The sequence below is a fragment of the Falsibacillus pallidus genome (genome assembly GCF_003350505.1).
GTDB classification, from domain to species: Bacteria; Bacillota; Bacilli; order Bacillales; family DSM-25281; genus Falsibacillus; species Falsibacillus pallidus.
Genome location: NZ_QQAY01000007.1, coordinates 1 through 25753, shown reverse-complemented (window position 1 = coordinate 25753; position 25753 = coordinate 1). Strand labels below are relative to the sequence as shown.

The following is a 25753-nucleotide window of genomic DNA, read 5'->3' as shown; positions in this document are numbered from 1 at the left end:
CCTTCTTTTATGATTTTAGAAATTATTTTGTGCCGAATAAACGATCTCCTGCATCTCCAAGACCAGGAACGATGTAGCCTTTTTCGTTCAGCTTTTCATCAAGGGCAGCGATGTAGATATCGATCTCAGGATGCGCCTCTTTGATTGCTTCAACCCCTTCAGGACAAGCAACTAAGCACATGAACTTAATGTTTTTTGCGCCGCGCTTTTTAAGGGAGTTGATTGCTTCAACGGCAGAACCGCCTGTTGCGAGCATCGGGTCTACAAGGATAAAGTCTCTTTCTTCCACATCTGTTGGAAGCTTCACGTAATATTCTACCGGCTTCAATGTTTCAGGATCGCGGTAAAGACCGACATGTCCCACTTTTGCTGCCGGAATCAATTTCAAGATTCCATCAACCATGCCAAGTCCTGCACGCAGGATTGGAACGATTCCAAGCTTTTTACCGGAAAGGACTTTCGCAGTTGCCTTGCTTACAGGCGTTTCGATTTCCACTTCTTCCAATGGAAGGTCGCGTGTGATTTCAAAAGCCATCAATGTAGCAATTTCGTCCACAAGCTCGCGGAACTCTTTCGTACCCGTATTCAAATCACGGATGTATGTTAATTTATGTTGGATTAATGGATGATCAAAAACGTAAACTTTACCCATCATACTCGCTCCTTTTTTTCTTATTTTGCAGTTTGCCTGCCAAAAATAAACGGCACACCTAAAACTTCACACTTCGTACTATTTTACAGAAAAGCACCCGAATGAGCAATACGATATATAAAGACGTAACAAAAGTGAAAAATTGGCGGGACGGGGGGACAGGTTTGGTGTCCCAATTCTGGGGCGGGGGCGTGGGACGGGGGGACAGGTTTGGTGTCCCATCACTATGCTGAGAGGGTTTGAAGTGGTGATTACTTCTGCCGGCACCTATATTGTAGTGGAAATATAGAAAGCAACTGGGTTTGGTTTCCAGAAAATGGATTGTTGAGCGGTTGACGCCTAAAGTGCGGGAGTTTTGCGCTAAACTGCGGCGGTCGCAGCCGAAAGTTGCGGGGTTAACCCGGAAAGTGCGGCGGTGAACGCAAAAAGTTGAGAGCAAATTCCTCCAGGTGACTGAACAAGAGCTAATTTGCCCGGCTGCGCCCCTATTTGGCACCCCCTTATGCGATGAGACGAATCCAAAATATGTGAAGTTGAGCGGTGCGTGCCAAAAGTTGCGGGGTCAACCTCGAAAGTGCCGCGGTCGCAGCCGAAAGTTGCAAGGTAAACCGAGAAAGTGCGGCGGTGAGCGCTTAAAGTTGAGCGCAAATCCCCCCAGATGGCTGAACAAGAGATAATTTGTCCGGCTGCGCCGCTATATTGCAACCCCTTCCCCCCAAAAAAACCACAAAAAAATCCAGATACAGCCGACAAATCAGCTGCATCTGGATTTATGAGCGCCTTATCTCTCTGGATAAAGTGTGAACTTCGCTGTCAACGCTTCTACGCGTTCGCTTGCTTCTTTTAATTTTGCTTCGTCTTCATGGTTCTTCAATGCGAAAGCAATCAAAGATGCGATTTCTTCCATTTCTTCGAATCCGAAGCCTCTTGATGTGACTGCCGCCGTACCGATGCGGATTCCGCTTGTCACAAATGGGCTTTCCGGATCAAATGGGATTGTATTTTTATTGACGGTGATGCCGATATCATCAAGGACTTTTTCTGCTACTTTACCTGTAAGGCCAAGTGAGCGAAGGTCTACTAATAGCAGGTGGTTGTCTGTACCGCCGGATACAAGATCCAATCCTTCTTTCTTCAGGCCTTCTCCAAGATGTTTGGCATTTTCAATGATTTCTTTAGCGTAATCTTTAAAGGAATCTTCCAACGCTTCCCCGAATGCCACAGCTTTTGCCGCAATGACATGCATCAATGGACCGCCTTGGATTCCAGGGAAAATGGATTTATCAATTTTCTTCGCAAATTCTTCCTTGCAGAGGATCATTCCGCCGCGAGGTCCGCGAAGTGTTTTATGAGTAGTTGTTGTCACGAAATCTGCGTAAGGAACTGGATTTGGATGCAACCCAGCAGCAACAAGGCCAGCGATGTGGGCCATGTCCACCATCAAGTAGGCACCGACTTCATCCGCGATTTCACGGAATTTAGCAAAATCGATTTCTCTCGGGTAGGCGCTCGCACCCGCTACGATCAGCTTTGGCTTATGTTCAACCGCTTTTTGGCGCACGTCTTCATAATCAATGACCTGCTTGTCCTTATCCACGCCATATTCAACGAAATTATATTGAACTCCGCTGAAATTGACAGGGCTTCCGTGTGTTAAATGTCCACCGTGGGACAGATTCATTCCCAATACTGTATCTCCGGTTTCAAGGACCGTAAAGTAAACCGCCATGTTTGCTTGTGCACCAGAGTGCGGCTGAACATTTGCATGTTCTGCACCAAAAATTTTCTTCGCACGGTCACGCGCTAAATTTTCTACAACATCCACATGTTCACAGCCACCATAATAGCGACGGCCAGGGTATCCTTCTGCATATTTGTTCGTAAGTACAGACCCTTGTGCTTCCATTACCGCTTCACTTACAAAGTTCTCAGAGGCAATCAGTTCGATTTTCGTACGTTGACGCTTTAATTCATCTTGAATCGCTTGATACACTTCTTGGTCTTGACGCGCAATGCTGCTCATGAGTATCCCCCTTTAAATTAACGGTTTGAAACCCGTTTTCACTGTGATTAGGAAAATCCTCTCCTATTTTATCATGTTTTCAGAGCGGCTTGTTAAAGGAGTGGAAAATTTATTGGGGAAATGATTCGGGTGGTGTCCAGCTACGGCGGCTAGCCCGGATTTTTGTAGAAAAAACCGCAGCCCAGGATATCCCGACTGCGGTTCATTCACTTCACCTATTACATCGAACAGCTTTCTTCTTCTGGCGTTCGCTCATAGACGGCACGAGCCCCGCCGATCAGCTTCGGCCTTGTCTTGGCAAGGGTCACATGAGCGTGGCCGATCTCTTTCAACGGCGTTCGGACGGGAACCGCCACATGCTTAAGGTGCATGCCGATGAAGGTGTCGCCGATATCAATACCCGCTTCGGCCTGGATATGTTCAACGACCACCGGATCCTCAAACTTATTGAAAGCATGGGTCGCCATCGCCCCTCCGGCTTTTCTTACTGGGACAACCGTCACTTCAGGCAACTGGCGGCGTTCTGCCAACTCCCGCTCCACCACCAATGCCCGGTTGAGGTGTTCACAGCACTGGAATGCCAATGAAAGCTGGTGCTTGTCAGCGAAAGCCTTCAATTCCGAATAAATCATTTCTGCCACTTCACTTGTACCGGACGTCCCGATTTTCTGCCCGATTACTTCAGAGGTAGAGCAGCCGATCACAAAAACCTGCCCCTTTCGCAAATCTGCTTGCTTTGCGAAAGAGTCTACTATTTCTCGGAGCTGTGTCTGCCATTGAGAGAGTTCTCCCATATGGTTCCCTCCATTCTAGATGAATTAAAGGTGCTTGTTTTCAAACTCTGAAATTTTATTTAAGCGGTTGGCATGACGGCCGCCTGCATATTCCGTTGTGAGCCATTCTTTTGCAATTTCTCTTGCCAAGCCTGCACCAATTACGCGCTCACCCATTGCGAGCATATTGGAATCATTGTGTTCTCGGGTTGCTTTTGCACTGAATACATCGTGGACAAGCGCACAGCGGATGCCCCTCACTTTGTTGGCAGCGATGCTCATCCCGATTCCTGTTCCGCAGATGAGGATTCCTTTATCAAATTCGCCATTCGCCACTTTTTCCGCAACCGGGAGGGCATAGTCAGGATAATCGACAGATGTTTCACAGTCGCATCCGAAATCTTCATATTCAATGCCCATTTCTTCCAATAGACTTCTAATTTCTTCGCGGAGATGGATTCCCCCATGATCTGATGCAAGAGCAATTTTCATTTTGACTCCTCCTCGTATAGATGGTTCTAGTATATGTTTATTTTGGCATATGAAACTGAAAATATAAAGCGAACAGGGCTCTATGGGAAATAAAAAATACCCCTTTCCTCGTAAATAGGATTGGGGCTGGAAACTTATAATTTAAATCTCGTAATTGTTGCTTTCAAGCCTTCCGCATGTTCTTTCAATTCATGTGCCAATGATTCTACATTTTCCATCACTGACGCCTGGTCTATTGTCGCTTCACTGACTTCTTCAGCTCCTGCTGATGTTTCTTCTGCGATCGCTGCTACTTCCTGCGACTGCTGCGAAGTCAATTGGATGCTTTCCATTTGGCTGTCTACTAGTTCAGAAATATGTTTGACCGCATTTGCCACTTCATGAATCGTAGAAGTCATTTCTTCAATGACCGCATTGGTTTTAGAGCCTTTTTCTGCTTCTTGATTGGCTGCATTCACTTGAACAGTGATCTGCTTCACAACGCTTTCCACTTCTGTCTGGATGTTTTGAATCAATTCCGAAATGCCCTGAACTGCTTTTCCGCTTTCGTCCGCAAGCTTCCGCACTTCCTCAGCCACTACCGCAAAGCCTTTTCCATGCTCTCCAGCACGGGCAGCTTCAATCGATGCATTCAGCGCCAGAAGGTTTGTCTGTGCCGCAATATCTCCGACCAATCCGATAATCTGCTCTACCTTTTGGGCATTTTCCGCTAGTCGGCGTACCGCCTGAAGGGACTGCTGATTATCTTTCGCAAGGCTTTCGATTCCAGTGACAAGCGAGTTGACGACTGTTTTGCTTTCTTGAAGCTCCTGAAGCATTTCCCCTGAAATGGTTTCGGATGACTTCGCTTTATTTTGAACTTCCTGCGCAATGCGGATCACGTCTTCTACAGATTCAGCCGTCTTTTGAATGGAAACAGCTGAACTCTCAGCGCCTGCGGAAATTTCACGGATGGTGTGTGAAATACTTTCCGCCTGCTGCGATGCCCTCGTTGATTCAGCAGAAATCGCAATGACATTGTCATTCGTCTGCTGGAAGTTTGTTTCGATGCTATGTACCATTTCACGAAGATTTCCGAGCATTTGATTGAAGGCCAGTCCAAGTGAACGGAATTCATCATCCGATTTCGGCAGCTCTACATCTATATGGATATCCCCTTCACTTGCTTGAAGCGCCGCTTGTTCAAGCTTCTTCAATGACCTCGTAATGAAGCCGGAAGCAAAGAACGTCAACAGCCCGGACCAAACAATCCCCAATGCTAATGTACCAGTAGTGAAAGCACCTTGGCTTACTACACCCTTTCCAAATTCAGGATAAACAAAATAAATAAAGACCGCACTCGTTGAATAGGTAATGATTGCAAGCAGCGTAGTGAATAATACTAGTTTCCTGCGCAGACCGAATTTGTACTTCTTCTTTTTCTGTTTTTGCTTCTCCACCTTGTTTTCCTCCCCCAAAATAAACCCATTATTGCCCTTTATCTAATTTATCGAGCAATTTCTCAATAAGTTTATCTAATTCATGAAAAGTTTCCCGGTAAATTTCAACGCTGCCTCCATATGGATCGATTACATCCATCTTATTTCCATCTGCAAACTCATATAAGGTAAACACTTTATCAGCCGCAAATGGATAAAGATTCATGATAGTCGCTTTATGGTTCTCGGTCATCGTAAAAATGTGAGTGGCAGATTTTACATCTTCCTCAGTCAGCTGTTTGGAAGAATGGTTATGCTTAATATTTTTTTCGTTCAGGATGATGGTTGTATTCTCAGATGCTGGCGAGCCGTCAAATGCAAAGACTCCTGCAGAACGAACAGTGACGCCCTCCTGGTTTTTACTCTTTAAGATTGCCTCTGCCATGGGGCTCCGACATGTGTTTCCTGTGCAAATAAATAGGACATTTTTCACTGTCATCCCTCCTTCATTTTCATTATATAAAATTAATTAACATACCCAAAGTGCTCTACCCATTTAATTTACCAGTTTTCAGGGGAAATTCTATAATTTGTCACAATAAGGAAACGGAAAAGCAAAAAAATCCCCGAGGTTTCCCGGGGAATAAATGTTCGCTTTTTCATTTTTACATTGGCAGCAAAAGCTTGATTCCAAACGCAAAGAGAATGCTTCCACCCAATGCTTCACTATAGGAGCCAAGAAGGCCCTGTACTTTTCGGCCGATCAATAAGCCGCACCAGGTAAGGACGGCTGCAGCCATTCCAAAGCATATCAGTGTTGCGGCGGTTTTGGCACGATAGATTCCTAGAGTCAGACCTACAGAAAAGCTGTCGAGGCTGACACTGACAGCAAATATCACTAACCCGAATCCGACTGGCGCCATCAATGGCTTTTCGTCTTTTTTGAAGCTCGAGATAAACATTTGCAGCCCGAGAAGAATCAGCAATGCCCCTCCAACATATCCAGCAAATGTGCCGAATTGATCCGACAGAAACCTGCCGGCAATCATCCCAAAGAGGGGCATCCAGACATGGAAGATCCCTACCGTCAAACCTATGTAAAATATCTGCTTTAGGCGAAGCTCATACATGCCCATTCCCAGCCCAATCGAGAATGCATCCATTCCAAGCGCAAACGCCATTAGCATTAGTGTTATTAATTCGCCTATTATTGATGTCACTTTGCTTCCTCCTCTGGACGTGCCTACAAAAATCTTATGCACGTCCAAAGGCATTTAGAAGCATTTTTAGAGCCAGCGGTGTCCAGCTGCTTTTTCGAGGCGGTTCATGATTGCCGTCCCGATCCCGTCCCGCGGAAAAACTTCGGACACAATCATATCCAGATCGGCTTCATTGAAAGCTCGCAGGACATCGTAGAGCGATTGTGCGACCGTAGGGAGATCCTTCCGGGAGCCGCATGGAATTACCACATTTGCGGAATAGATTCCTTTAGACTCTTCTGTTGCGAGAACCCCTACTTTTAAACCCTCTTTTTGTTTGTCATCAACCAAGGTTTGAATTTTTTCCGGACTTCCCTCCATTAAGTAAAGGGGGGCATCCGGTGCGTAGTGCGTATATTTCATCCCCGGTGATTTTGGTGCTCCTTCTCCACTCAGGAGAACTGCATCGATTTCAACGGGTCCGATGATCGATTCAATCTCCTCTTTTGAAACCCCGCCCGGACGGAGGATGACCGGAGTTTCTGCCGTACAGTCGATGACCGTCGACTCTACCCCGACACCTGTTGCCCCGCCATCAACGATTCCTGCTATTTTTCCTTCAAGGTCATCCAGGACATGTTTGGCAGTCGTTGGACTCGGCCTCCCTGAACGGTTTGCACTAGGCGCAGCTATCGGCAGATCCGCCTCTTTTATTAACGCCATGGCAACGGGGTGATCGGGAAGACGAATGCCGACTGTATCGAGCCCTGCCGTCACCTTATCCGAAAAGACCCCATCTTGTTTTTCAAAAATGATGGTCAATGGCCCCGGCCAGAATGCTTCTATGAGCTTCTCCGCTTTCTCATTGATCTGCTTTACAAGAGCCGGCAGCTGGGCACGGTCTCCGATATGGACAATTAATGGGTTGTCGCTTGGGCGGCCCTTCGCTTCAAATATTTTGGCTACCGCCTCCGTAGATCGGGCGTTTGCCCCCAAACCGTAAACCGTTTCTGTCGGGAAAGCAACGACTTCATTATTATTCAAAAATTCAGCTGCCTGTGAGATATGTGGATAATCCTTTTGTTCATTCACATGTTTATCCACAATCCACTTGATAGTTTTCATTTTCATCCACCTTTTTATATACTGCTATAAGTACTAGCTACTAATTGGTTTTTTACCATTTTACCATGGCAAGTATATAAAAAATACACAACTTACTCAAGCTTTATCCACAATATGTGAATAAAATTTAAAGAACGGTGGATAACTTTGTGGATAGGTGGGGATAAATGACTGATTTTTCATTATTATAAGGATAATTTCATAAAAGTGCTTTGGACATTTGTTAATAACTCGGAGCCGTGGGCTGATTGGCCAATTTCAGGAGGAAGATCCTGTTTATCCACCTGTGAAAATCCCATCCAGGCCAGAAACGATAAGGAAGAAGGTTTATTGGTTGCCAAATATAATGTGGATAACCCTCTTTCCTTCGCAAGTTTAAACATCTGTTGAAAAAGTGTTAATAACCCTTCCTCGCCCATTTCCTTGACTACGACCAGGGAGCGGAGCAGCCCGCTTGTTTCAAAAGGCTCGATTCCCATTGTCCCAAAAATCTTCCCCTGCTCATTCTCGATGAGCAAGAAGTAATCAATCGACTCTTTTACTCCTTCTGTGCTCAAGCCTGCCGCTGTCAAAAAGCTTACCAGCTTATCTAAATCCAAACTTTCCGCCTGCCGAATGACTTTCATCTCATTTCCTCCCCTATGCTTTTCGTAATCTATTAACATGTATATGGAGAGGTGGAAATAGTAGAACAAAAAAATAGAAAGCACGAGGCTCTCTATTTTCGGCTTAGAATAGCTTTTCGAAAAGTTCCACTACGAAAAATTTCACTTTTACTTCTTGCTGTTCATCTCCTGCATAAACCGGCGTTTCTTCCTTTTCAGCTGAAGAAGCTGTTTCAATTTTTTCAGCGTGGCTTGTGTCCGGCAGCACTTTGTTTTGAACTGTATTATTTTCTTGTACCGCATCCTTTTCTTGAACGTCTCCCTTTTTTTCTGCCGCTTGAGCTTTTGCCGATTTATCTTCAAATCCTTCGCTGACGGCTACGCCATTTGAGAAATCAAGGAAGCATAATGGAGGGTATAGTACGCACCACCAGTTGGCTCCTTCTCCTTTGCCGAGTGTGATTAAAATGGCTTCGTACTCGCCCGCAGGATATAAATACTGTCCATACAATTTTGTTGGGAAGTTCACTTTGCCAAATTTGACGTGGATGCTTTGATCCATGTGCTGATTCTTCATTTCCTGCTTAGCGATTTCTTCGATTTCTGGAAGATGTGACTTGATGACTTTTCTTGCTTCTTCTATGGAAGTAAGGTCTTCCACCCACTTAGTGATTTCTGCATTCACGGCATCCCTGATTTTGCGCTTGACCGCCTGATCTTCCGACTTGTCGCTGTTTGCAAGGATTCGCAGCCTGATCGCTGAATCCGGAATCACCATCGCATCCTGCGCGGCCGTTTCTTGTTTTGGTATATACAAACTGAGGATTGTCCCCAATGATAATACGATTAAATAGATCCAAGCATATGATTTACGTTTCATGTCTGCTCCGTCCCCTCTTCTCCCTGATAAGAACAGTATGGACACGGACCCGGAATCTTAAACTATGAATTTGAAAAAAATTCGGATTGAAAGTTTCATAGAGTTAGAGTGGTGTGGCGTTGGGCTGGGATGGTTGGAGTGCGACGGGGCAGGGCAGGCAGGCGTGGCGTAGGGGCGCGGGGCAGATTAGAATGATTTTAAGCAGCGCAAAGAGAGGGGGTTTTAGCGCATAGGGAGATAACTTTTGCGCATAGAGCCCCTGAGCCGGCGCAAAAGAGCCAGTTTCCCGAGCATAAACCCCAATTTCCGGCGCATAGACACCAAAAAAACGCCCTCCCACACAGGGAAGAGCGCTATAATTCACAAAAAACCATCCGGTCTTTTCCATTAATATCAAATACCACTTCAACTTCGGCCATCGGGAATGCTTTTTTCATGATTTCTTTCACGGATTCGCCCTGGCCTGCTCCAAATTCAAAGCCAATGATGGCACGATCACCGACCACCGCTGGCAATTCTTCGGCAAAACGACGATACAGATCGAGTCCGTCTTCGCCGCCGAACAAAGCGGTATGCGGTTCATGATCCCTAACCACATCCGAGAGCTCCTCTTTTTCATGATTCGGAATGTATGGAGGATTGGAAAGCACGATATCAAATGTACTCCCAGCCTCAATAAAAGGCTGAAGCAAATCCCCTTGATAAAATACCACCTCTGCCCCAAGACGAGCTGCATTCTCCCTCGCCATCTTCAAGGCATCCTCTGAAATATCCGATGCTGACACATCCAGTTCCGGCATCTCCAATTTCATCGTCGAGGCAATTGCACTTGAACCTGTCCCAATATCCACTAGCTTCAGACCTGCAGTAGCGGTAAAATACCTCTTCACTCTTTTGAGCGTTTCATAGACCAGCTCTTCTGTTTCGGGCCGTGGAATCAATACATGTTCATTGACATGAAATTTTCTGCCGTAGAATTCCTCATACCCCATGAGATGCTGGACCGGCGTTCCGGAGATATGCGCCTCAACGGCCGCCTTAAATTCTGCTTCTGTTTCAACCGGAATCTCCATCTGCTGATTGGCAAAAAGCTGCGACCTGTCCAATTTCATCAAATGGCGCAGCAGGAGTTCACCCGCATTTTCATCCCGCTGCTTCTTCTTTAAATAAGAAGAAGCCCATTTGAGGGCTTCGAATACTTTCAATGGCATGGATTAGTCCTGCATGCTTTCAAGCTTCTTGGACTGGTCTTCCATTATCAATGCTTCGATGATTTCATCCAATTTGCCTTCAAGGATTTGATCAAGCTTTTGGATGGTCAATCCGATGCGGTGGTCCGTCACACGGTTTTGCGGGTAGTTGTATGTGCGGATGCGTTCTGAGCGGTCTCCGGATCCAACCGCGGATTTACGCTGTGCATCGTATTCCGCCTGTGCTTCACGCTGGAATTTATCATAGACGCGGGCACGAAGGACCTTCATCGCTTTTTCTTTATTTTTGATCTGTGATTTTTCATCTTGGCAAGATACAACCGTTCCTGTCGGGATATGTGTCAAACGAACGGCAGACATGGTTGTATTTACGCTCTGTCCACCTGGTCCGCTTGAAGCGAATGTGTCGACGCGGACATCTTTATCATGGATTTCAACTTCCACTTCTTCCGCTTCCGGCAGGCATGCCACGGTAGCAGTAGACGTATGGATGCGTCCGCCTGATTCGGTTTCCGGAACGCGCTGCACACGGTGGGCGCCATTCTCATATTTCAACTTGGAAAAAGCTCCGTTCCCGTTGACCATGAAAATGATTTCTTTGTATCCGCCGAGGCCTGTTGGTGCGGCATCGATGATTTCCGTTTTCCAGCCTTGCATTTCTGCGAATCGGCTGTACATGCGGTAAAGGTTTCCGGCAAAAAGGGCTGCCTCGTCTCCCCCTGCTGCACCGCGGATTTCAAAGATAACGTTTTTGTCGTCATTCGGATCTTTCGGGATAAGGAGGATTTTTAAACGCGCCTCAAATTCTTCGATGCGTTCTTCCAATTCACTGATTTCTTCTTTGACCATTTCGCGCATTTCAGCATCAAGCTTTTCTTCAAGCATTGCTTTAGCATCCTTGAATTGTGCGCGCGCTTCTTTATATTCACGGTAAACTTGAACAGTTTCTTGAATTCCGGACTGCTCTTTTGAATACTCTCTTAATTTCTTTGGATCATTCACGATTTCAGGATCACTAAGAAGTTCATTCAGTCTATCATAGCGATCTTCAACTGCTTGCAAGCGATCAAACACAGTTTTTCACCTCAAATTTTAGTCCATAACATAATAATTATAGTATACAGAAGTGGGCCCGTAAAGAAAATACCCACCATTTTGGCACCTGCGAAAGGCAGGTTCCTCGTGTGGGTACTCTTCTTATTTGTGTTTGATCTTCACGTCGACGTTATAGCGCGGGAACGCCTGCAAGATGATTTTATGAAGCTTGTCTTTTGCTCTCTTTGCTTCTTTTTTGCTTGAAAAATCCTTGTTTGTATAAACAGTGACGTTCATCGTGTTTCCGTTGATCCAGACTCCACCGGGCGTATACTCTGTATATTCCTTCACGACTTGGCGGGCTTTATCCATGTCTCGTTCCATGCTCGGCGGCGTATCGGAAAGGCCGACAAAATTAGGGTTTTGATTATTCCAGCCGGATTGCCTTGCCTCTTCATCCGGCCATGCTTTATTGATTTTATTGTTGACGAAGCGCTGTCCATTCACGTCGTTTTCGTTGGAATATGTGGAGTCATTTCTGACGCCGCAGCCGCTCATCAAGCTGATGATCATGATTGAGCCAATTATCCATTTTATCATTTCAGACACCTCCGTTTATAGCGTTTCCGAATGCCGGAAGGTTCTATTCATGCAAATGGGAGATTTTTTGGCCCAACTCAAACAAAAAACCACCCTCGCTTACAGGAAGATGTCCTGTGCAGCGGGGCGGTTCTTCTTTAATGTCCAGCTTCAGCGCCTAGCCCCTCGAGTCATAAGTCAAAACTCTACGGAAATCAGGATTTCCTTCGAGTTCCGTCTTATGCTGGTCGGGGCTGATCTAGGCGCTTCCGCTTTTCTTATTAGCTGTTTTTTAAGGCTGTTTCAACGTGCTTGCTGATGCCTGTTGGTACTTCGTGGTGGTGGCGACAGCGCGGTTCGTATGCTTCCGATGCTCCAACCAGGATGATCGGATCATCATAGCAGGCTGGTTTGCCTTCGATTAAGCGCTGCGTCCTGCTTGCTGGCGATCCACAGACAGCGCAGACTGCCTGGAGTTTTGTTATGGATTCAGCGATGGCCATCAATGCAGGCATCGGGCCGAACGGTTCGCCTCGGAAGTCCTGGTCCAATCCGGCTGCGATGACACGGTGCCCGCGGTCAGCCAATGTTTGAATCACGTTGACGATCTCTTCATCAAAGAACTGGACCTCGTCGATTGCCACGACATCTACATCCGCAGAAACCAATTCTACGATGTCGGCAGCCATTTGCACGGGCTTGGCGATGACGGATGTACCGTTATGGGAAACCACCATTTCTTCGCTGTAGCGATTGTCTAATTTAGGTTTGAATACAGCAATCTGCTGCTTTGCGAATTGGGTACGGCGAACGCGGCGAATCAGCTCTTCTGATTTTCCGGAAAACATGCTTCCGCAGATGATTTCTACCCATCCTGTTTGCTTCATGAGGTACACGAAACAGCCTCTCCTTCCTCGTCCTTACTATCTGTATTTATAGCCTGTCCACTTATGTACAGGGGATAAAAAGCAAAAAAGAGAAACAGTCCTCATAGACTGCCCCCATTTTTGGCTTCCATTTCATTTTAAAAAGGCTTTTTTAGTAAAAAAAAACAGGCAAGTATTTTCATGCTTGCCTGTTTTTGAAAAATTATTTCTTAAGGCCATATTTTTTGTTGAAGCGATCAACACGGCCACCTGCGTCAGCGAATTTCTGACGTCCTGTGTAGAATGGATGGCACTCAGAGCAAACCTCTACGCGCACTTCATCTGCTACAGAACCAGTTTCAAATTCGTTGCCACAAGCACAGCTAACTTTGATTTTCTTGTATTCTGGATGAATTCCTGCTTTCATTCTTTTCATCTCCTTCCGCCCTGAATCATCTGAAACAGAGTTTTATATACGCTAATGCGATATGAGCTAGTGCATTTATGGAACGCCGAAGCCGAAGCCTCTTCCCTCTAAAGGTTCGTTCCGCTACAGCCCCTTACCGCATTCATTTATAAACACATTGACTACATTATAGCAAGTTTCCTGCCGAAATGCAACAAGTTGTCCATGCATTCCTTCTCACTTTTTATGGAAAACGTCAGCTTCTTTTTGCTTTTACTTCTTCGCTCAGGTTGTTGAAGAACTCGTCATTGTTCTTGGACTGCCTCAGCTTGCGAAGGAATCGTTCTGCGAAGTCAGGCGCATCGGACATGGCTTTGCGGATGGCCCATAGGTTGTCCAGCTTTTCTTTTGGCATGAGGAGTTCTTCTTTCCTCGTACCGGAGCGGCGGATGTCGATGGCAGGGAAGATGCGCTTCTCTGCAAGGGAGCGATCCAAGTGAAGCTCCATGTTTCCTGTTCCTTTGAATTCTTCATAGATGACATCATCCATGCGGGATCCTGTGTCCACAAGCGCAGTTGCCAAAATGGTCAAGCTGCCGCCTTCTTCAATGTTTCTCGCCGCACCGAAGAATCGTTTTGGACGGTGGAACGCAGCCGGATCGATACCGCCGGAAAGTGTTCTTCCACTTGGCGGGATAACCAGGTTATAGGCACGGGCAAGTCTTGTAATACTATCCATAAGGATAACGACGTCGCGCTTATGCTCGACAAGACGCATCGCTCTCTCAAGGACAAGTTCTGCCACTTTGATATGGTTTTCAGGCACTTCATCAAACGTGGAGCTGATTACTTCAGCATTTACTGAACGTTCGATATCCGTTACTTCTTCCGGACGCTCATCGATCAATAGAACAATCAGCTCTGCTTCCGGATTGTTTGTTGAGATCGCATTGGCGATTTCTTTCAACAGCATGGTCTTCCCGGCTTTTGGAGGCGCAACAATCAATCCACGCTGTCCAAAACCAACCGGCGTCACTAGATCCATGATTCTTGTTGATAAATTCCTTGGTGTCGTTTCAAGCAAAATTTGACGGTCTGGATACAAAGGGGTAAGCGCAGGGAAATGCACTCGCTCCTTTGCCGACTCTGGATCTTCTCCATTGACTGCTTCTACATGCAGCAGGCCGTAGTAGCGCTCATTTTCCTTTGGAGGACGGACTTTTCCGGAAACTTTATCCCCGTTGCGCAAGTCAAAACGGCGGATTTGTGATGCAGAAATGTAAATATCCTCTGAGCTCGGGGAATAGTTGATCGGACGAAGGAACCCGAAGCCTTCTGATTGGATGATTTCAAGGACGCCTTCCATGAAAAAGAAGCCTTCCTGCTCTGCCTTGGCTTTTAAAATGGCAAATATCAATTCTTTTTTTGTCAGTTTGCTGTAATACGAGATTTTGTATTTTTTGGCCAGCTCATAAAGCTCCTTAAGCTTTAAATTTTCAAGGCCCATGATCGTTAGTTCTTCCATTATGACACCACGCTTATCAGTATTGTATTGCAATGACCATCCTATTAATGGCTGTTCAGTTTTTAACGATGGATGGAAAGTCAAAGATTTTTAAGGATTGAATGAAGAAAGTGAAGTAATGCAGAAGTGTTATTTATGCAGTGTTGTTTTTTCTGTTTGAGGTTGTCCAAATCATCAGGTGAAATGGTGTTGTTTTTTTATCTATTTTTCCAATTATATCTGCCAGAGGTAAAAATGACCCTCTCTGCCCCCATTTGAACAAGCACTTATAAACAATATCTATTTTTACCATATTGTTTATAAAGAATCAATATAGGAGGAAGAAAAGATTGTCCGGATGACATCGTTCCGTTCAATCCTTCTTCCTTATAGTTTACTAGTTTTTAAGGTTTAATGACAAGGTTAGGCTTTTTCTTCAAGCTGTGGCGCCCGTCGATAAAGCGGACCGTGCCTGATTTCGCGCGCATGACCAATGAATGCGTGGAGCCATAAGATCCCTTGAATTGGACACCTCGAAGCAATTCGCCGTCCGTTACGCCTGTTGCGGCAAATATGGCATCGTCTCCACGAACGAGATCTTCCATGCGGAGTACTTTATCCACGTCAAGCCCCATTGATTTGCAGCGCTGCAGTTCAGCATCATTTTGCGGTACGAGCTTCCCTTGGATTTCTCCGCCAAGGCACTTTAATGCCACTGCTGCGATGACCCCTTCAGGTGCACCACCTGAACCGAACAGGATATCCACTCCAGTGTGGTCAAATGCCGTATTGATGGCGCCTGCTACATCCCCATCGTTGATCAGTTTGATGCGGGCACCCGCTTCACGGAGCTGGGAAATGATGTGTTCATGGCGCTCACGATTCAATACCGTTGCCACTACGTCTTCAATGCCTTTATTTTTTGCTTTTGCTACAGCTTTCAGGTTATCAATGACCGAAGCATTGATATCGATCAGGCCGACAGCTTCCGGGCCAACCGCAATCTTATCCATGTACATATCAGGTGCATGAAGAAGGTTTCCGTGGTCTGCGACAGCCAATACAGCGAGCGCATTCCAACCGCCTGAAGCCACGATATTCGTCCCTTCAAGTGGATCGACTGCAACATCAACGCGAGGGCCGTAGCCGGTGCCGAGTTTTTCGCCGATATAAAGCATCGGCGCCTCATCCATTTCGCCTTCACCGATGACCACTGTCCCTTTCATCGGCACTGTATCAAATACGTCGCGCATTGCAGAAGTTGCTGCATCATCCGCTTCGTCTTTCTTTCCTCTTCCCATCCAGCGGGCGGAAGCAAGTGCAGCAGCCTCTGTTACACGAATCAATTCCATTGATAGACTTCGTTCCATTGATCTCGTCCTCCTGTATCACAAAAACATAGTGTTTGGTTATTTTGTATATTGTATAACACAATCCACCGTTTATTGTAACACATTAAGCGCAATTTGGGATTATCTTATGAACTTTTTAATTGTTCAATTTCTTCCTGCGTCAATGACTCGCGCCAAATTGTTGCACCAAGCCCATTTAGTTTTTCTTCCAAATTGCTGTAGCCGCGATCGATGTGCTCAAGGCCCGTCACTTCTGTGATGCCTTCTGCCATGAGGCCGGCAATGACCAATGCAGCTCCGGCACGCAAATCGCTCGCTTTTACTTTTGCACCTTGAAGCTTGATCGGACCGTGGATGATGGCAGATCTGCCTTCCACTTTAATATTTGCATTCATTCTTCTGAGCTCATCAATGTGCTTGAAGCGGGCTGAATATATGGTATCTGTCACAACAGCAGACCCTTCTGCCCTTGTCAGCAAGGACGTGAATGGCTGCTGAAGATCGGTTGGGAACCCTGGGTAGACAAGCGTTTTGACATCCACTGTCTTCAACTTGTCCGCTTTCCCGATGAATATCTGTTCGTCGCCAGCATCGACTGGTACGCCCATTTCTCTCAATTTAGCTGTAAGCGATTCCATATGTAGTGGAATGACGTTGTCGATCAGGACGCCTTCGCCAACAGCTGCAGCGAGGATCATGAACGTTCCGGCTTCAATTCGATCAGGGATGATGGTATGGCGGCAGCCGTGAAGGTGTTCTACGCCTTCGATCCGGATAACATCCGTTCCAGCCCCTTTGATTTTAGCTCCCATATTTGTCAGAAGTGTTGCTACATCAATGATTTCCGGTTCTTTCGCCGCATTCTCAATGATGGTTTTCCCTTTTGCCCTTACAGCAGCAAGCATGATGTTAATCGTTGCCCCGACGCTGACCACGTCTAAATAAATTCTTGCACCGACCAATTCATCTGCTCGCAAATATATAGCTCCCTGCTCGTTGGTGACTTGCGCTCCAAGAGCTTCAAACCCTTTTATATGCTGGTCGATCGGACGTGGGCCAAGATGACATCCGCCAGGCAGACCAATCACCGCTTTTTTGAACCGTCCAAGCATGGCTCCCATCAAATAATAGGAAGCACGCAATTTTTTTACCTTACCGTTTGGAAGCGGCATGGAAATCATTTTCGAAGGATCGACCGTCATATCTCCATCTTCAAATTGGACAGTTCCACCTATTTCTTCAAGAAGCGACTTCAGCATTGAGATATCAGAAATATCGGGCAGACCTTCAATCGTGACAGGGGAGTCTGCCAGGATGGTTGCGGGAATCAATGCAACTGCACTATTTTTCGCTCCGCTGACCTTAATGGTTCCTTTTAGAGGGTATCCGCCTGCAATTTTTAGCTTTTCCATTGTTAGCTCCCTTCCAAAACGCACTCTTTTTATGGAATAGTTTTCCATGAACAAAAGATAGAGTCCGGTATTTTACTTTTCCTTAGTTTAAACAACTTTTTCCTTTTCATGTATACAATTAATCATTTTTTCGAAAAAATCCTACCTTTTTCCTGTCAATTGGAAATTTTTAAGCCTGGCGATTATTCCAATCGCTCAGAAATGCTTCTATTCCTTTATCCGTTAGTGGATGATTGAACAGCTGCATAAGGACTTTATATGGAATGGTTGCAATATCGGCACCGCGAAGGGCAGATTCCGTTACATGCTGCGGGTGGCGGATCGATGCTGCAATGATTTCTGTTTCCAATCCGTGGATGGCAAAAACATCTGCGATTTTGGAGATCAGCTCAAGACCGTCATGCCCGATGTCATCCAAGCGTCCGAGGAAAGGTGAAACGTAGCTTGCGCCCGCTCTTGCAGCCAAAAGCGCCTGGTTTGCGCTGAACACAAGTGTGACATTCGTTTTAATGCCTTCTTTGCTGAATACATTCACTGCTTTCAAGCCATCCGGCGTCATTGGCACTTTCACGGTGATGGACGGAGCAAGCGCTGCCAATTCACGTCCTTCTTTGATCATCCCTTCCGCTTCAGTGGAAATGACTTCCCCGCTGACGGATTCAAATCCTAAGGAAGCGATTTCTTTTAATCGGTCATGAAAAGAAACATTCTTTTCTTTTGCTACTAGTGAAGGGTTTGTAGTTACCCCGGAAAGCACACCTAGTTCATAGGCTTCTTTGATTTCATCCATATTAGCTGTATCAATAAAAAATTTCATGATTCCCTCTCCCCTTGACGAAATATTCAATAAATTTACAGCGCAATTATGCTGTCTTTTATAAAATGAACGGAAACCGCCTTCGCAAAAAGGCGGTTTCTATTCATGTATATGAAATACAATTTATAGGCTGATTAAGCTTGACCTGAAGAACCGAATTCGCGCATTTTACCAATAACAGTTTCTTTGATAGCTTCGCGAGCTGGTCCCAAATATTTGCGTGGATCGTATACTTCTGTATCTGCAGCAAGCACTTCGCGTACTTTCTTAGCAGATGCAATTTGGTTTTCAGTGTTTACGTTGATTTTTGCTGTACCTAGAGAAAGAGCTTTCTTGATGTCTTTTGTCGGGATTCCAGTTCCTCCGTGAAGAACTAAAGGAAGACCAGTTGCTTTCAAGATTTCTTCCATTTCTTTGAACCCTAGGTTTGGTTCACCTTTGTAAGGTCCATGTACAGAGCCCAATGCTGGAGCTAGGCAGTCGATGCCTGTACGCTTCACAAGCTCTTCACATTCTTTTGGATCTGCATAGATGACGCCGTCAGCAACAACATCGTCTTCCTGTCCGCCGACAGTTCCAAGTTCTGCTTCTACAGAAACACCTTTAGAGTGTGCATACTCAACAACTTTAGAAGTTGTTTCGATGTTCTCTTCGAATGGGTGGTGGGATGCATCGATCATTACAGAAGTGAATCCTGCATCGATTGCTTCTTTACATTTATCATAGCTGGAACCATGGTCTAAGTGAATAGCCACTGGCACCGTGATTTTATAGTCTTCCATTAAACCTTCAACCATTTTTACAACAGTTTTGAAACCGCCCATGTAGCGTGCAGCACCTTCAGAAACCCCAAGGATTACTGGAGATTTTTCTTCTTGTGCAGCTTGCAGGATAGCTTGAGTGAACTCAAGGTTATTCAAGTTGAATTGTCCTACTGCATAACCGTTGTCTTTTCCTTTGTTAAGCATTTCTGTCATAGAAACTAATGGCATGATTGTTTCCTCCTTCATGTACTAGGTGATGTCCATTAACGCCTTAATCATCATCGACATACAAGCCTGTACATTGGTGATCAAGGTGATAGACTCGGGTAAATATCTTTTAGTATGATACCAAATTCACACCCTTTTTACCAATGAACAAGCCCTAATACAAAAAGAAGAATTATTCCCTATATTCTGACTGTTAATGGAATCTGCGCCACTGCTGAATAGCAAACGGTTACAAGGATTCCGCGATTTTTTTCGCATTTTCTTCTATATGTGGTTAATTTGATTTCAACGGAAGGTGTGTTCTGACAGCAGTACGAATGTCATCGATATCAAATGGTTTGGCAAAGTGGGTAAGTGCTCCCAGATCCTTTGCTTCCTGGATCATATCCAATTCTCCGTAGGCAGTCATGATGATCACCCGGATATCCTGGTCGATCACTTTCATTCTTTTTAGTATTTCGATTCCATCCATTCCAGGAATTTTCATATCCAATAGAACAAGATCAGGCGAGTGCTTTGTCACAATATCGAGCGCCTGAACGCCGTTTGCTGCCTGGAAAGTCTGATAGCCTTCCTTTTGAAGCACTTCATTCAGTAGTATTCGGATGCCAAACTGGTCGTCTACGATTAAGATTTTTTCTTTCATGTCATCCCCCTCTTTTTTCTTATTCTATAGTAATTTTTACCCTTAGAAAGTTCTGCTGATTATATTTTACATTCATCCTTCTTATATTTCGATGGATATTGATAATTTTCCTCCTTGCAATGACCGACGAATTTTGACAAAAACTGCCGCATCTTTTGCTTCACTATATAATTCATCTTATAATGAAAAGATAATAATTCAAAAAAGGAATACTCTCAGAGAGTTGTTCATGTTGATTTCCGCTGAAGGCTGCTCTCTTTCCGAGCGGCGGAGGACGTGGACTTTCTGAGATTGAAAAAGGAGTTTGAGTCATGTTAAAGATGTTTACGACGCAATTGGCCGGTTTGTTTAATCGGCTTTTTGATAAAGAGGAATTGTCCATTGAGGATGAAGCGCGGCTTTTGGCGCAGGCAGCCGTTGGCGAGGGAAAAATTTATATTAAAGGATTCAAGGAGATGGGTGCTGTGGAGATGGAAGCAATCCATGGAGCAGAGCCTTTGGCCCATTCCGCTCTTTTAATGGATGAAACCAAGCTGACGGATGCTGACCGAGTGCTTATTGTAAGCCGTTTTTCTACGGATGAGGAAGCTGTTGGGCTTGCGAAGCGTTTAGTGGAAAAAGGTCTTCCTTTTGCAGCCATTTCCGGGGCAGTCAAAGACCCTGGAAAAGAGGATCTCGTTTCCCTGGCAGATGCTCATTTGGATACAAAAGTATTAAAGGGTCTCCTTCCAGGGGAAGACGGTGAGCGTGTAGGCATGCCGACTAGCATGGCTGCTCTTTACCTTTACTTTGGGTTAAAGTTTACTATTGAAGAAATACTTGAAGAATATGAGTAATTCTATATTTTAATACAAGCAAAAAGCCAGCCAATTCTTACTCGGCTGGCTTTTTACGTATAATAGTTGGCATAAATTTCAAAAATCTTCTCTATATTCTGGTAAAATATAGTTAAATGTGTTTCTTCAAATAGTAAAAGTAAGGAAGTGGAAATTTGAGTAAAAAAGAAGCAGAATTAACAGATTCCGAAAAAGGGATAGACTTCGGATATGAGGATATATTGGAAATTTCAAAAACCTGTAAATTCTCCAATTGCACTCACTTATCCGAACCAGGATGTGAAGTTCAAAAAGCAATAAATAATGGCCTTCTCTCAGAAGAAAGATTTAACCATTTTTATAGGGATAAGAACGAAGCAGAGTATGTATCTCAACAAAAAAACAAAACGAAAGCAATCGATTATATGAAACAAAGAAAACTATTCCAAAGATAGGGCTTTAAAGGTGCCCTACAAGTCAAAAAGCTTGGAAAATCCCAAGCTTTTCGGCTCATCTAATCTATTTCCGCTTCCCATAAACATACGTGACGGCGAGTGCCAGCAGTAGAACCGAGCCTTTGACGATTTCAAACGCATAATAAGGAAGATTGAGCATGGTAAGTCCGTTCAATAGCACCCCTATCAGCGCTGCGCCGAAAAACGTCCCGATGACATTCGGCTTTCCTGCACCTAAAAAGGAGAAGCCTACGAAAACGGCAGCAACCGCCTCCATTAACAGCGGCGAACCTGCGTCGATCTGGCCTGACCCCACTCGCGCCGTGAAAAGGATCCCTGCCAAGGAAGCAAAAATCCCCGAGACGACATAGGCAATCAGCTTCACTTTCTTGACCCTCACCCCTGAAAGATGTGCCGCTTCTTCATTGCCGCCTGTCATGTAAAGAATCCTTCCCCATTTCGTATGTTCCAAGATGATGTACACCAATGCGACAAACACAAACATGATAATGACCGGGGCCGGGATGCCAAGCCATTTTCCCTGTCCGAGCCATAAAAAGGAGGTATAAAAGGAACCCGGTGCATTGCCTCCTCTGATCAATGGCATATGGTTATAAATCGAATAGCCCTCCGTATAGGTTCGGTGCAGCCCAGCAACGACGTACATCGTGCCCAGCGTAGCCAGAAGATCCGGAATTTTCAGCTTCACAATTAACAGCGAATTAAACAGACCAACTGCCGCACCGACAACGATTGGAAGCAAGATGACTGCCCAAATCGGGAGTTCGTACCATACCATCAGTGAAGCAGTAATAACCGTCGACAGCGACATGGTTGAGCCGACGGATAAGTCGAACCCATTGACAATCAGGGTAAATGTGACGCCTAGTGCCAGCAGGGTGACAATCGAAATGGAGCGCAATATATCGGTTAGGTTGCCATATGTAAGAAAGTGGCTGTTCACCAGGCTGAAATAGATGAGGACGGCAGCCATCAGTGCAGCTGCCCCGTATTTAAACAGATACGAAATGTACTTTTCTTTCATGATGCTCTTCCTTTCCTCCACTCGCATAAAGGAGCAGCTGTTCTTCTGTCGTATAGTCGCTTTGCAGTTCTTTGACAACCCTGCCGTCCACCATGACGAGGATCCTGTCGGCTACTGCAAGCAGCTCGCTCATTTCGCAGGAACAGTAAATGATTCCATTTCCTTCAACGGCAAGCTTGTCGATCAGCTGATAGATTTCTTGTTTCGCTCCGACATCCACTCCCTTTGTCGGTTCATCGAAAATCATGATTTCAGCCTCTTGCGTCAGCCATTTCCCAATGACAACCTTTTGCTGATTTCCCCCGCTTAGATAGTTCACTTCCACATCCTCATCGACTGCCTTTATACCAAGGTCGGCAATGATCTGTTTTGAAAAGACGCGTTCCCTCTTTTTTCGCAAAAATCCATTAGAAGTGAAATTTTTCAAGTGAGGAAATGTAAGATTTTTCGTAATCGATTCCGCCATGAACAGCCCTTCTCTTCTTCGCTCTTCAGGAATATAAACAATGTTTGAATCGATAGCATCAGCCGGATTGTGGAAAACAACGTTTTTTCCATGAACGGAAATGTTCCCGTTTTTCAATTTAGAAGCACCGGCCAACAGTTTGGACAACTCGGTTTTTCCGGCGCCAACGAGTCCGGCTATTCCGATGACTTCCCCTTTTTTCAGGGAGAAAGAGACGTCCCTGACGATTTTCCCGTCGCTGATATGACTCGCTTCAAGGATGGCTTCTCCTGTTTTTCTGGTTGTCTTCGGAGCCAGTTCCTGAAGTTTTTTGCCGAGCATTTCTTTTACGACCTCTTTCATCTCAGTTTGGGAGGTGAGTGAGGTTGAGACCGTCCTGCCGTCCCGCATGACCGTCAGCCGATCGGTTATTTCAAAAACCTCAGGCAGCCTGTGGGAAATAAAAATGCAGCCGACTCCCTGCTTTTTCAAAAGCTTGATGACTTGGAAAAGATGCTTCGTTTCTTCCAAGCTTAATGGGGCAGTAGGTTCATCCAGGATCAAAATGGAAGCATCCTGGATGATGGCTCTTGCGATGAGCAATAGCTGCTTTTCGGCAAGCGTGAGTGTTTTCGCCTCGTTTTCCAATGAAATATGGCTGCAATTCAGCTGATCGAGCGCTTTTTTGGCAATGCGCTTCAATTCCTTTTTGGGAAGGAACCATTTTTTAGCTGAGGCGATTTCGTTCAGCATTAAATTATCGAGCACAGTCAGCTCTGGTACGATGGCTGTATCCACTTCCTGATAGACGCAATGGATGCCGGATTGCAGTGATTCTCTCGGAGAAGGGAGTGTCCTCTTGCTTCCGGAAATCTCAATTTCCCCTTCATCCGGCTGATGGACGCCTGCAATGATTTTCATCAAGGTGCTTTTTCCAGCTCCATTCGCCCCGAGGAGTGCATGCACTTCCCCTTCGAGCAATTCAAAATGCGCGCCCTTTAACGCCTGATTGCCTCCAAATGTTTTATGGATATTCTTCATGGTCAACAAAGCCATTGCTGCCTCCTCCTTTCCGGTTCTTCGCCTGTTTTTTTATTTGCCGCTCTCTAAATCTTTCAGATAATCGGTATATCCTTGATCGCTTGCACCCCATCCGTCAACGTATTGTGACAGCTGATCGGTCGTAACGGACTGCTCCGGAAGCTGATCTCTCTTAACGAATACGGGATTAAGGACGACTTTGGCATCGGTTTGATCCCCTTGTAGTTTTTGGTACAAATAGCGGACTTGGATTCTGCCGATATCTTTCGGATCGACGGCAGCGGATGCGATCCAAGGGCTATTTTTATCCTGGATAAGCTGAAGATCTTCATCGCTCATATCGATCCCGTAAACCTTGATTTCATTCCTTCCGGCTTCCTGAATCGCTCTCGCAGCGCCTTTTGCGAATTCATCCCAAGCTGCCCATACGGCCGTGATGTCCCCTTTATTCGGATATTGCTTCAAGATCGCTTCCATTTGAGATTGAGTATCGAGAGCAGTATTTTGTGTGGCGGATCCGAAAGCAGCAACTTCTTCAATTCCAGGATGATCCTGCATGAACTGCTTGTAGGCAGCTTGACGTCTTTCCATCGGGGCGAAACCTGCGACCCAGATCTTAACGATTTTCCCTTTTCCGCCAATGTCATCAGACAGTGCGTTCAGCGTCTTCTCCGCCATTTGCTGATCTCCCTGTTCCAGGACCGTTACACCGTCTTCTTGAATGTCGGCATCAAACACAACAACGGGAATCTTGCTTGACGCTGCTTTTTTTACGCCTTCAGACAATGCTTCACTTGTACCGTGGTCGATTAAAATCCCATCAAAGCCTTGGTTTACCGCAGCATCCAGGTTGGAAGCCATTTTTGCCAAATCCCCATCTGATGTGAAAACAGTGACTTTTCCCCCGAACTTTTCAACCTGCTCCTTCACACCTGCTATGTATTGAGCAGAAAATGTGCCGAGGTTCAACTGCATAATCAGGGCAATTTTTTTATTAGCCAATGGATTATCCTTCTTCACTTTTGCATCAACGGAACCGGATTCGCCGCCTGTTTCTGCACTTGGCTGGCAAGCCGCCAGAATCCCGACTAATACCACAACGATTAAGAACAATGACACGAGTCTCTTTTTCAATTTTCTTCTCCCCTAAATTTCATATTTTTGTATTTTTGTTTTTGGATTGGTCATGCTCCCTTCGTCCAGAGCCGGCATTCTGAACGAAAAAAAGCCTCTTTTCCCTAGGAAAAGAGGCTTCTGATTATGACATCACCTTCTCTTATCTCCCAGGATTACTCCTGCAGGATTTAGCACCTTTCCGCAAAATGCGGTAGGTTGCCGGGCGTCATCGGGCCAGTCCCTCAGCCAACTCTTTATAAGAGGTATTCAATTGTGATTCAGATTTGCGGCACGCGCGCGCAGTCTGAATGGATATTAACGTACTATTTTCACATGCGATAAAAGTAATATTAAATATACTCAGTAAAATTGTCAATATTCTTTTTATTTAAAATTATAAATAATTTTCAAAATTGAATTTTACCTTCGTTCTGGGCAATCTAATTCTCAAAGGAGGTAATGGCAGATGGCTAGAAGAAAAATTCTCGTTCCGGAGTCCCGGGCAGCCCTTGATCAATTGAAGGCGAGGGTCACCGGCGCAGCGGACCCGGCGGATGCAAGGTTCGAAGCAGCAAGGGAGCAGGGCATCCCGCTGCAAAAAGGATACAACGGCAAATTGACATCAGAAGAAGCCGGAAAAGTCGGCGGCCGCATCGGTGGAAGCATGGTGCAGGAACTCATCCGCATGGCTAAAAACAACCTTAAAGAATAAACATTTAGACAAAACCCAACAAAAACCGGGCGGTGACAGGCACCATAGCCATCAAGTTAACCATTTTTCAGGTTTTTCTAAACGATTGAGCGGGAATCCACTCGCTTTCCGCGGACGAACTGGCAAGCCTCCTCGCT

At 45.5% G+C, this 25753-nt stretch carries 27 protein-coding genes and 1 riboswitch; of the genes, 3 read left to right on the top strand and 24 right to left on the bottom strand.

Annotated features, from left to right (window positions below; genetic code table 11):
* Nucleotides 1-22: 22 nt before the first annotated feature.
* From upp to DFR59_RS12020, 21 genes are all read right to left on the bottom strand, one after another.
* Nucleotides 23-652, bottom strand: coding sequence for a uracil phosphoribosyltransferase (upp, locus tag DFR59_RS12120; RefSeq protein WP_114745916.1), 630 nt, complete (start codon nucleotides 650-652; stop codon nucleotides 23-25).
* A 781-nt stretch (nucleotides 653-1433) separates the two neighbouring features.
* A complete protein-coding gene (locus DFR59_RS12115; RefSeq protein ID WP_114745915.1) occupies nucleotides 1434-2675 on the bottom strand; it encodes a serine hydroxymethyltransferase in 1242 nt (413 codons plus the stop codon).
* Nucleotides 2676-2893: 218 nt separating this feature from the next.
* On the bottom strand, nucleotides 2894-3469 hold the full coding sequence (locus DFR59_RS12110; protein WP_114745914.1) for a TIGR01440 family protein: 576 nt from the start codon (nucleotides 3467-3469) through the stop codon (nucleotides 2894-2896).
* A gap of 24 nt (nucleotides 3470-3493) precedes the next feature.
* Nucleotides 3494-3940, bottom strand: a complete 447-nt coding sequence (gene rpiB / locus DFR59_RS12105; RefSeq protein ID WP_114745913.1) for a ribose 5-phosphate isomerase B — start codon at nucleotides 3938-3940, stop codon at nucleotides 3494-3496.
* Nucleotides 3941-4074: 134 nt separating this feature from the next.
* A complete protein-coding gene (locus tag DFR59_RS12100; protein ID WP_114745912.1) occupies nucleotides 4075-5379 on the bottom strand; it encodes a methyl-accepting chemotaxis protein in 1305 nt (434 codons plus the stop codon).
* 28 nt (nucleotides 5380-5407) lie between these two features.
* Nucleotides 5408-5857 carry a low molecular weight protein arginine phosphatase gene (locus DFR59_RS12095; protein WP_342768317.1) on the bottom strand — a complete coding sequence of 150 codons (450 nt, stop codon included), beginning with the start codon at nucleotides 5855-5857 and terminating at the stop codon, nucleotides 5408-5410.
* A 166-nt stretch (nucleotides 5858-6023) separates the two neighbouring features.
* Nucleotides 6024-6578, bottom strand: a complete 555-nt coding sequence (locus DFR59_RS12090) for a manganese efflux pump MntP (protein ID WP_114745910.1) — start codon at nucleotides 6576-6578, stop codon at nucleotides 6024-6026.
* Between the two features lie 66 nt (nucleotides 6579-6644).
* Complete coding sequence (locus tag DFR59_RS12085; RefSeq protein WP_114745909.1) at nucleotides 6645-7682, bottom strand: L-threonylcarbamoyladenylate synthase; 1038 nt, start codon at nucleotides 7680-7682, stop codon at nucleotides 6645-6647.
* A gap of 185 nt (nucleotides 7683-7867) precedes the next feature.
* The gene (locus DFR59_RS12080; RefSeq protein ID WP_114745908.1) at nucleotides 7868-8308 is read right to left on the bottom strand and encodes a GNAT family N-acetyltransferase; all 441 of its coding nucleotides are present in this window, start codon (nucleotides 8306-8308) and stop codon (nucleotides 7868-7870) included.
* Nucleotides 8309-8411: 103 nt separating this feature from the next.
* Complete coding sequence (spoIIR, locus tag DFR59_RS12075) at nucleotides 8412-9167, bottom strand: stage II sporulation protein R (protein ID WP_114745907.1); 756 nt, start codon at nucleotides 9165-9167, stop codon at nucleotides 8412-8414.
* A gap of 353 nt (nucleotides 9168-9520) precedes the next feature.
* Nucleotides 9521-10378: a peptide chain release factor N(5)-glutamine methyltransferase gene (gene prmC, locus DFR59_RS12070; protein ID WP_281269359.1), complete on the bottom strand. Its 858-nt coding sequence runs from the start codon at nucleotides 10376-10378 to the stop codon at nucleotides 9521-9523.
* A 3-nt stretch (nucleotides 10379-10381) separates the two neighbouring features.
* Nucleotides 10382-11452, bottom strand: coding sequence for a peptide chain release factor 1 (gene prfA, locus DFR59_RS12065; protein WP_114745906.1), 1071 nt, complete (start codon nucleotides 11450-11452; stop codon nucleotides 10382-10384).
* A 123-nt stretch (nucleotides 11453-11575) separates the two neighbouring features.
* Complete coding sequence (locus tag DFR59_RS12060) at nucleotides 11576-12013, bottom strand: hypothetical protein (protein WP_114745905.1); 438 nt, start codon at nucleotides 12011-12013, stop codon at nucleotides 11576-11578.
* 260 nt (nucleotides 12014-12273) lie between these two features.
* Complete coding sequence (locus DFR59_RS12055; protein WP_114745904.1) at nucleotides 12274-12888, bottom strand: thymidine kinase; 615 nt, start codon at nucleotides 12886-12888, stop codon at nucleotides 12274-12276.
* Between the two features lie 193 nt (nucleotides 12889-13081).
* The gene (gene rpmE / locus DFR59_RS12050; protein ID WP_114745903.1) at nucleotides 13082-13285 is read right to left on the bottom strand and encodes a 50S ribosomal protein L31; all 204 of its coding nucleotides are present in this window, start codon (nucleotides 13283-13285) and stop codon (nucleotides 13082-13084) included.
* Nucleotides 13286-13520: 235 nt separating this feature from the next.
* Nucleotides 13521-14789 (bottom strand): transcription termination factor Rho, encoded by a 1269-nt coding sequence (gene rho, locus DFR59_RS12045; protein WP_114746009.1) that lies wholly within the window; start codon nucleotides 14787-14789, stop codon nucleotides 13521-13523.
* Nucleotides 14790-15172: 383 nt separating this feature from the next.
* Nucleotides 15173-16138 carry a class II fructose-bisphosphatase gene (glpX, locus tag DFR59_RS12040; RefSeq protein ID WP_114745902.1) on the bottom strand — a complete coding sequence of 322 codons (966 nt, stop codon included), beginning with the start codon at nucleotides 16136-16138 and terminating at the stop codon, nucleotides 15173-15175.
* Nucleotides 16139-16245: 107 nt separating this feature from the next.
* Nucleotides 16246-17532: a UDP-N-acetylglucosamine 1-carboxyvinyltransferase gene (locus tag DFR59_RS12035; protein ID WP_114745901.1), complete on the bottom strand. Its 1287-nt coding sequence runs from the start codon at nucleotides 17530-17532 to the stop codon at nucleotides 16246-16248.
* Between the two features lie 169 nt (nucleotides 17533-17701).
* Nucleotides 17702-18349: a fructose-6-phosphate aldolase gene (gene fsa / locus DFR59_RS12030; RefSeq protein WP_114745900.1), complete on the bottom strand. Its 648-nt coding sequence runs from the start codon at nucleotides 18347-18349 to the stop codon at nucleotides 17702-17704.
* 134 nt (nucleotides 18350-18483) lie between these two features.
* Nucleotides 18484-19341 (bottom strand): class II fructose-bisphosphate aldolase, encoded by an 858-nt coding sequence (locus tag DFR59_RS12025; protein ID WP_114745899.1) that lies wholly within the window; start codon nucleotides 19339-19341, stop codon nucleotides 18484-18486.
* Nucleotides 19342-19615: 274 nt separating this feature from the next.
* On the bottom strand, nucleotides 19616-19987 hold the full coding sequence (locus DFR59_RS12020; RefSeq protein ID WP_114745898.1) for a response regulator: 372 nt from the start codon (nucleotides 19985-19987) through the stop codon (nucleotides 19616-19618).
* Nucleotides 19988-20298: 311 nt separating this feature from the next.
* Between DFR59_RS12020 and DFR59_RS12015 the strand changes: the two genes are divergently transcribed.
* Both DFR59_RS12015 and DFR59_RS12010 read left to right on the top strand, forming a co-directional pair.
* Nucleotides 20299-20823, top strand: coding sequence for a DUF2529 domain-containing protein (locus tag DFR59_RS12015; RefSeq protein ID WP_114745897.1), 525 nt, complete (start codon nucleotides 20299-20301; stop codon nucleotides 20821-20823).
* A 155-nt stretch (nucleotides 20824-20978) separates the two neighbouring features.
* Entirely contained in the window at nucleotides 20979-21257 is a 279-nt protein-coding gene (locus tag DFR59_RS12010) for a ribosome small subunit-dependent GTPase A (protein WP_170137278.1), read from the top strand.
* Between the two features lie 64 nt (nucleotides 21258-21321).
* Here the strand turns inward: DFR59_RS12010 and DFR59_RS12005 are convergent, their stop codons facing one another.
* Genes DFR59_RS12005 through DFR59_RS11995 form a run of 3 tightly spaced genes read right to left on the bottom strand, consistent with a single transcriptional unit; the run spans nucleotide 21322 to nucleotide 24922 of the window.
* Nucleotides 21322-22302 (bottom strand): ABC transporter permease, encoded by a 981-nt coding sequence (locus DFR59_RS12005; RefSeq protein ID WP_114745896.1) that lies wholly within the window; start codon nucleotides 22300-22302, stop codon nucleotides 21322-21324.
* Nucleotides 22271-23803 carry a sugar ABC transporter ATP-binding protein gene (locus DFR59_RS12000; RefSeq protein WP_245948475.1) on the bottom strand — a complete coding sequence of 511 codons (1533 nt, stop codon included), beginning with the start codon at nucleotides 23801-23803 and terminating at the stop codon, nucleotides 22271-22273. The genes DFR59_RS12005 and DFR59_RS12000 overlap by 32 nt, the downstream gene beginning before the upstream one ends.
* Before the next feature lie 36 nt (nucleotides 23804-23839).
* Nucleotides 23840-24922: a sugar ABC transporter substrate-binding protein gene (locus tag DFR59_RS11995; protein ID WP_114745895.1), complete on the bottom strand. Its 1083-nt coding sequence runs from the start codon at nucleotides 24920-24922 to the stop codon at nucleotides 23840-23842.
* 139 nt (nucleotides 24923-25061) lie between these two features.
* Nucleotides 25062-25167, bottom strand: a riboswitch (SAM riboswitch).
* A 203-nt stretch (nucleotides 25168-25370) separates the two neighbouring features.
* Between DFR59_RS11995 and DFR59_RS11990 the strand changes: the two genes are divergently transcribed.
* On the top strand, nucleotides 25371-25616 hold the full coding sequence (locus tag DFR59_RS11990; protein ID WP_114745894.1) for an alpha/beta-type small acid-soluble spore protein: 246 nt from the start codon (nucleotides 25371-25373) through the stop codon (nucleotides 25614-25616).
* Nucleotides 25617-25753: the final 137 nt, after the last annotated feature.

Coding starts and splice junctions, on each gene's coding strand:
- upp (WP_114745916.1), bottom strand. CDS start 652: ATGGGTAAAGTTTACGTTTTTGATCATCCATTAATCCAACATAAATTA.
- DFR59_RS12115 (WP_114745915.1), bottom strand. CDS start 2,675: ATGAGCAGCATTGCGCGTCAAGACCAAGAAGTGTATCAAGCGATTCAA.
- DFR59_RS12110 (WP_114745914.1), bottom strand. CDS start 3,469: ATGGGAGAACTCTCTCAATGGCAGACACAGCTCCGAGAAATAGTAGAC.
- rpiB (WP_114745913.1), bottom strand. CDS start 3,940: ATGAAAATTGCTCTTGCATCAGATCATGGGGGAATCCATCTCCGCGAA.
- DFR59_RS12095 (WP_342768317.1), bottom strand. CDS start 5,857: ATGACAGTGAAAAATGTCCTATTTATTTGCACAGGAAACACATGTCGG.
- DFR59_RS12085 (WP_114745909.1), bottom strand. CDS start 7,682: ATGAAAACTATCAAGTGGATTGTGGATAAACATGTGAATGAACAAAAG.
- DFR59_RS12080 (WP_114745908.1), bottom strand. CDS start 8,308: ATGAAAGTCATTCGGCAGGCGGAAAGTTTGGATTTAGATAAGCTGGTA.
- spoIIR (WP_114745907.1), bottom strand. CDS start 9,167: ATGAAACGTAAATCATATGCTTGGATCTATTTAATCGTATTATCATTG.
- prmC (WP_281269359.1), bottom strand. CDS start 10,378: ATGCCATTGAAAGTATTCGAAGCCCTCAAATGGGCTTCTTCTTATTTA.
- DFR59_RS12060 (WP_114745905.1), bottom strand. CDS start 12,013: ATGATAAAATGGATAATTGGCTCAATCATGATCATCAGCTTGATGAGC.
- rpmE (WP_114745903.1), bottom strand. CDS start 13,285: ATGAAAGCAGGAATTCATCCAGAATACAAGAAAATCAAAGTTAGCTGT.
- rho (WP_114746009.1), bottom strand. CDS start 14,789: ATGGAAGAACTAACGATCATGGGCCTTGAAAATTTAAAGCTTAAGGAG.
- glpX (WP_114745902.1), bottom strand. CDS start 16,138: ATGGAACGAAGTCTATCAATGGAATTGATTCGTGTAACAGAGGCTGCT.
- DFR59_RS12035 (WP_114745901.1), bottom strand. CDS start 17,532: ATGGAAAAGCTAAAAATTGCAGGCGGATACCCTCTAAAAGGAACCATT.
- fsa (WP_114745900.1), bottom strand. CDS start 18,349: ATGAAATTTTTTATTGATACAGCTAATATGGATGAAATCAAAGAAGCC.
- DFR59_RS12025 (WP_114745899.1), bottom strand. CDS start 19,341: ATGCCATTAGTTTCTATGACAGAAATGCTTAACAAAGGAAAAGACAAC.
- DFR59_RS12020 (WP_114745898.1), bottom strand. CDS start 19,987: ATGAAAGAAAAAATCTTAATCGTAGACGACCAGTTTGGCATCCGAATA.
- DFR59_RS12015 (WP_114745897.1), top strand. CDS start 20,299: ATGTTAAAGATGTTTACGACGCAATTGGCCGGTTTGTTTAATCGGCTT.
- DFR59_RS12005 (WP_114745896.1), bottom strand. CDS start 22,302: ATGAAAGAAAAGTACATTTCGTATCTGTTTAAATACGGGGCAGCTGCA.
- DFR59_RS12000 (WP_245948475.1), bottom strand. CDS start 23,803: ATGGCTTTGTTGACCATGAAGAATATCCATAAAACATTTGGAGGCAAT.
- DFR59_RS11990 (WP_114745894.1), top strand. CDS start 25,371: ATGGCTAGAAGAAAAATTCTCGTTCCGGAGTCCCGGGCAGCCCTTGAT.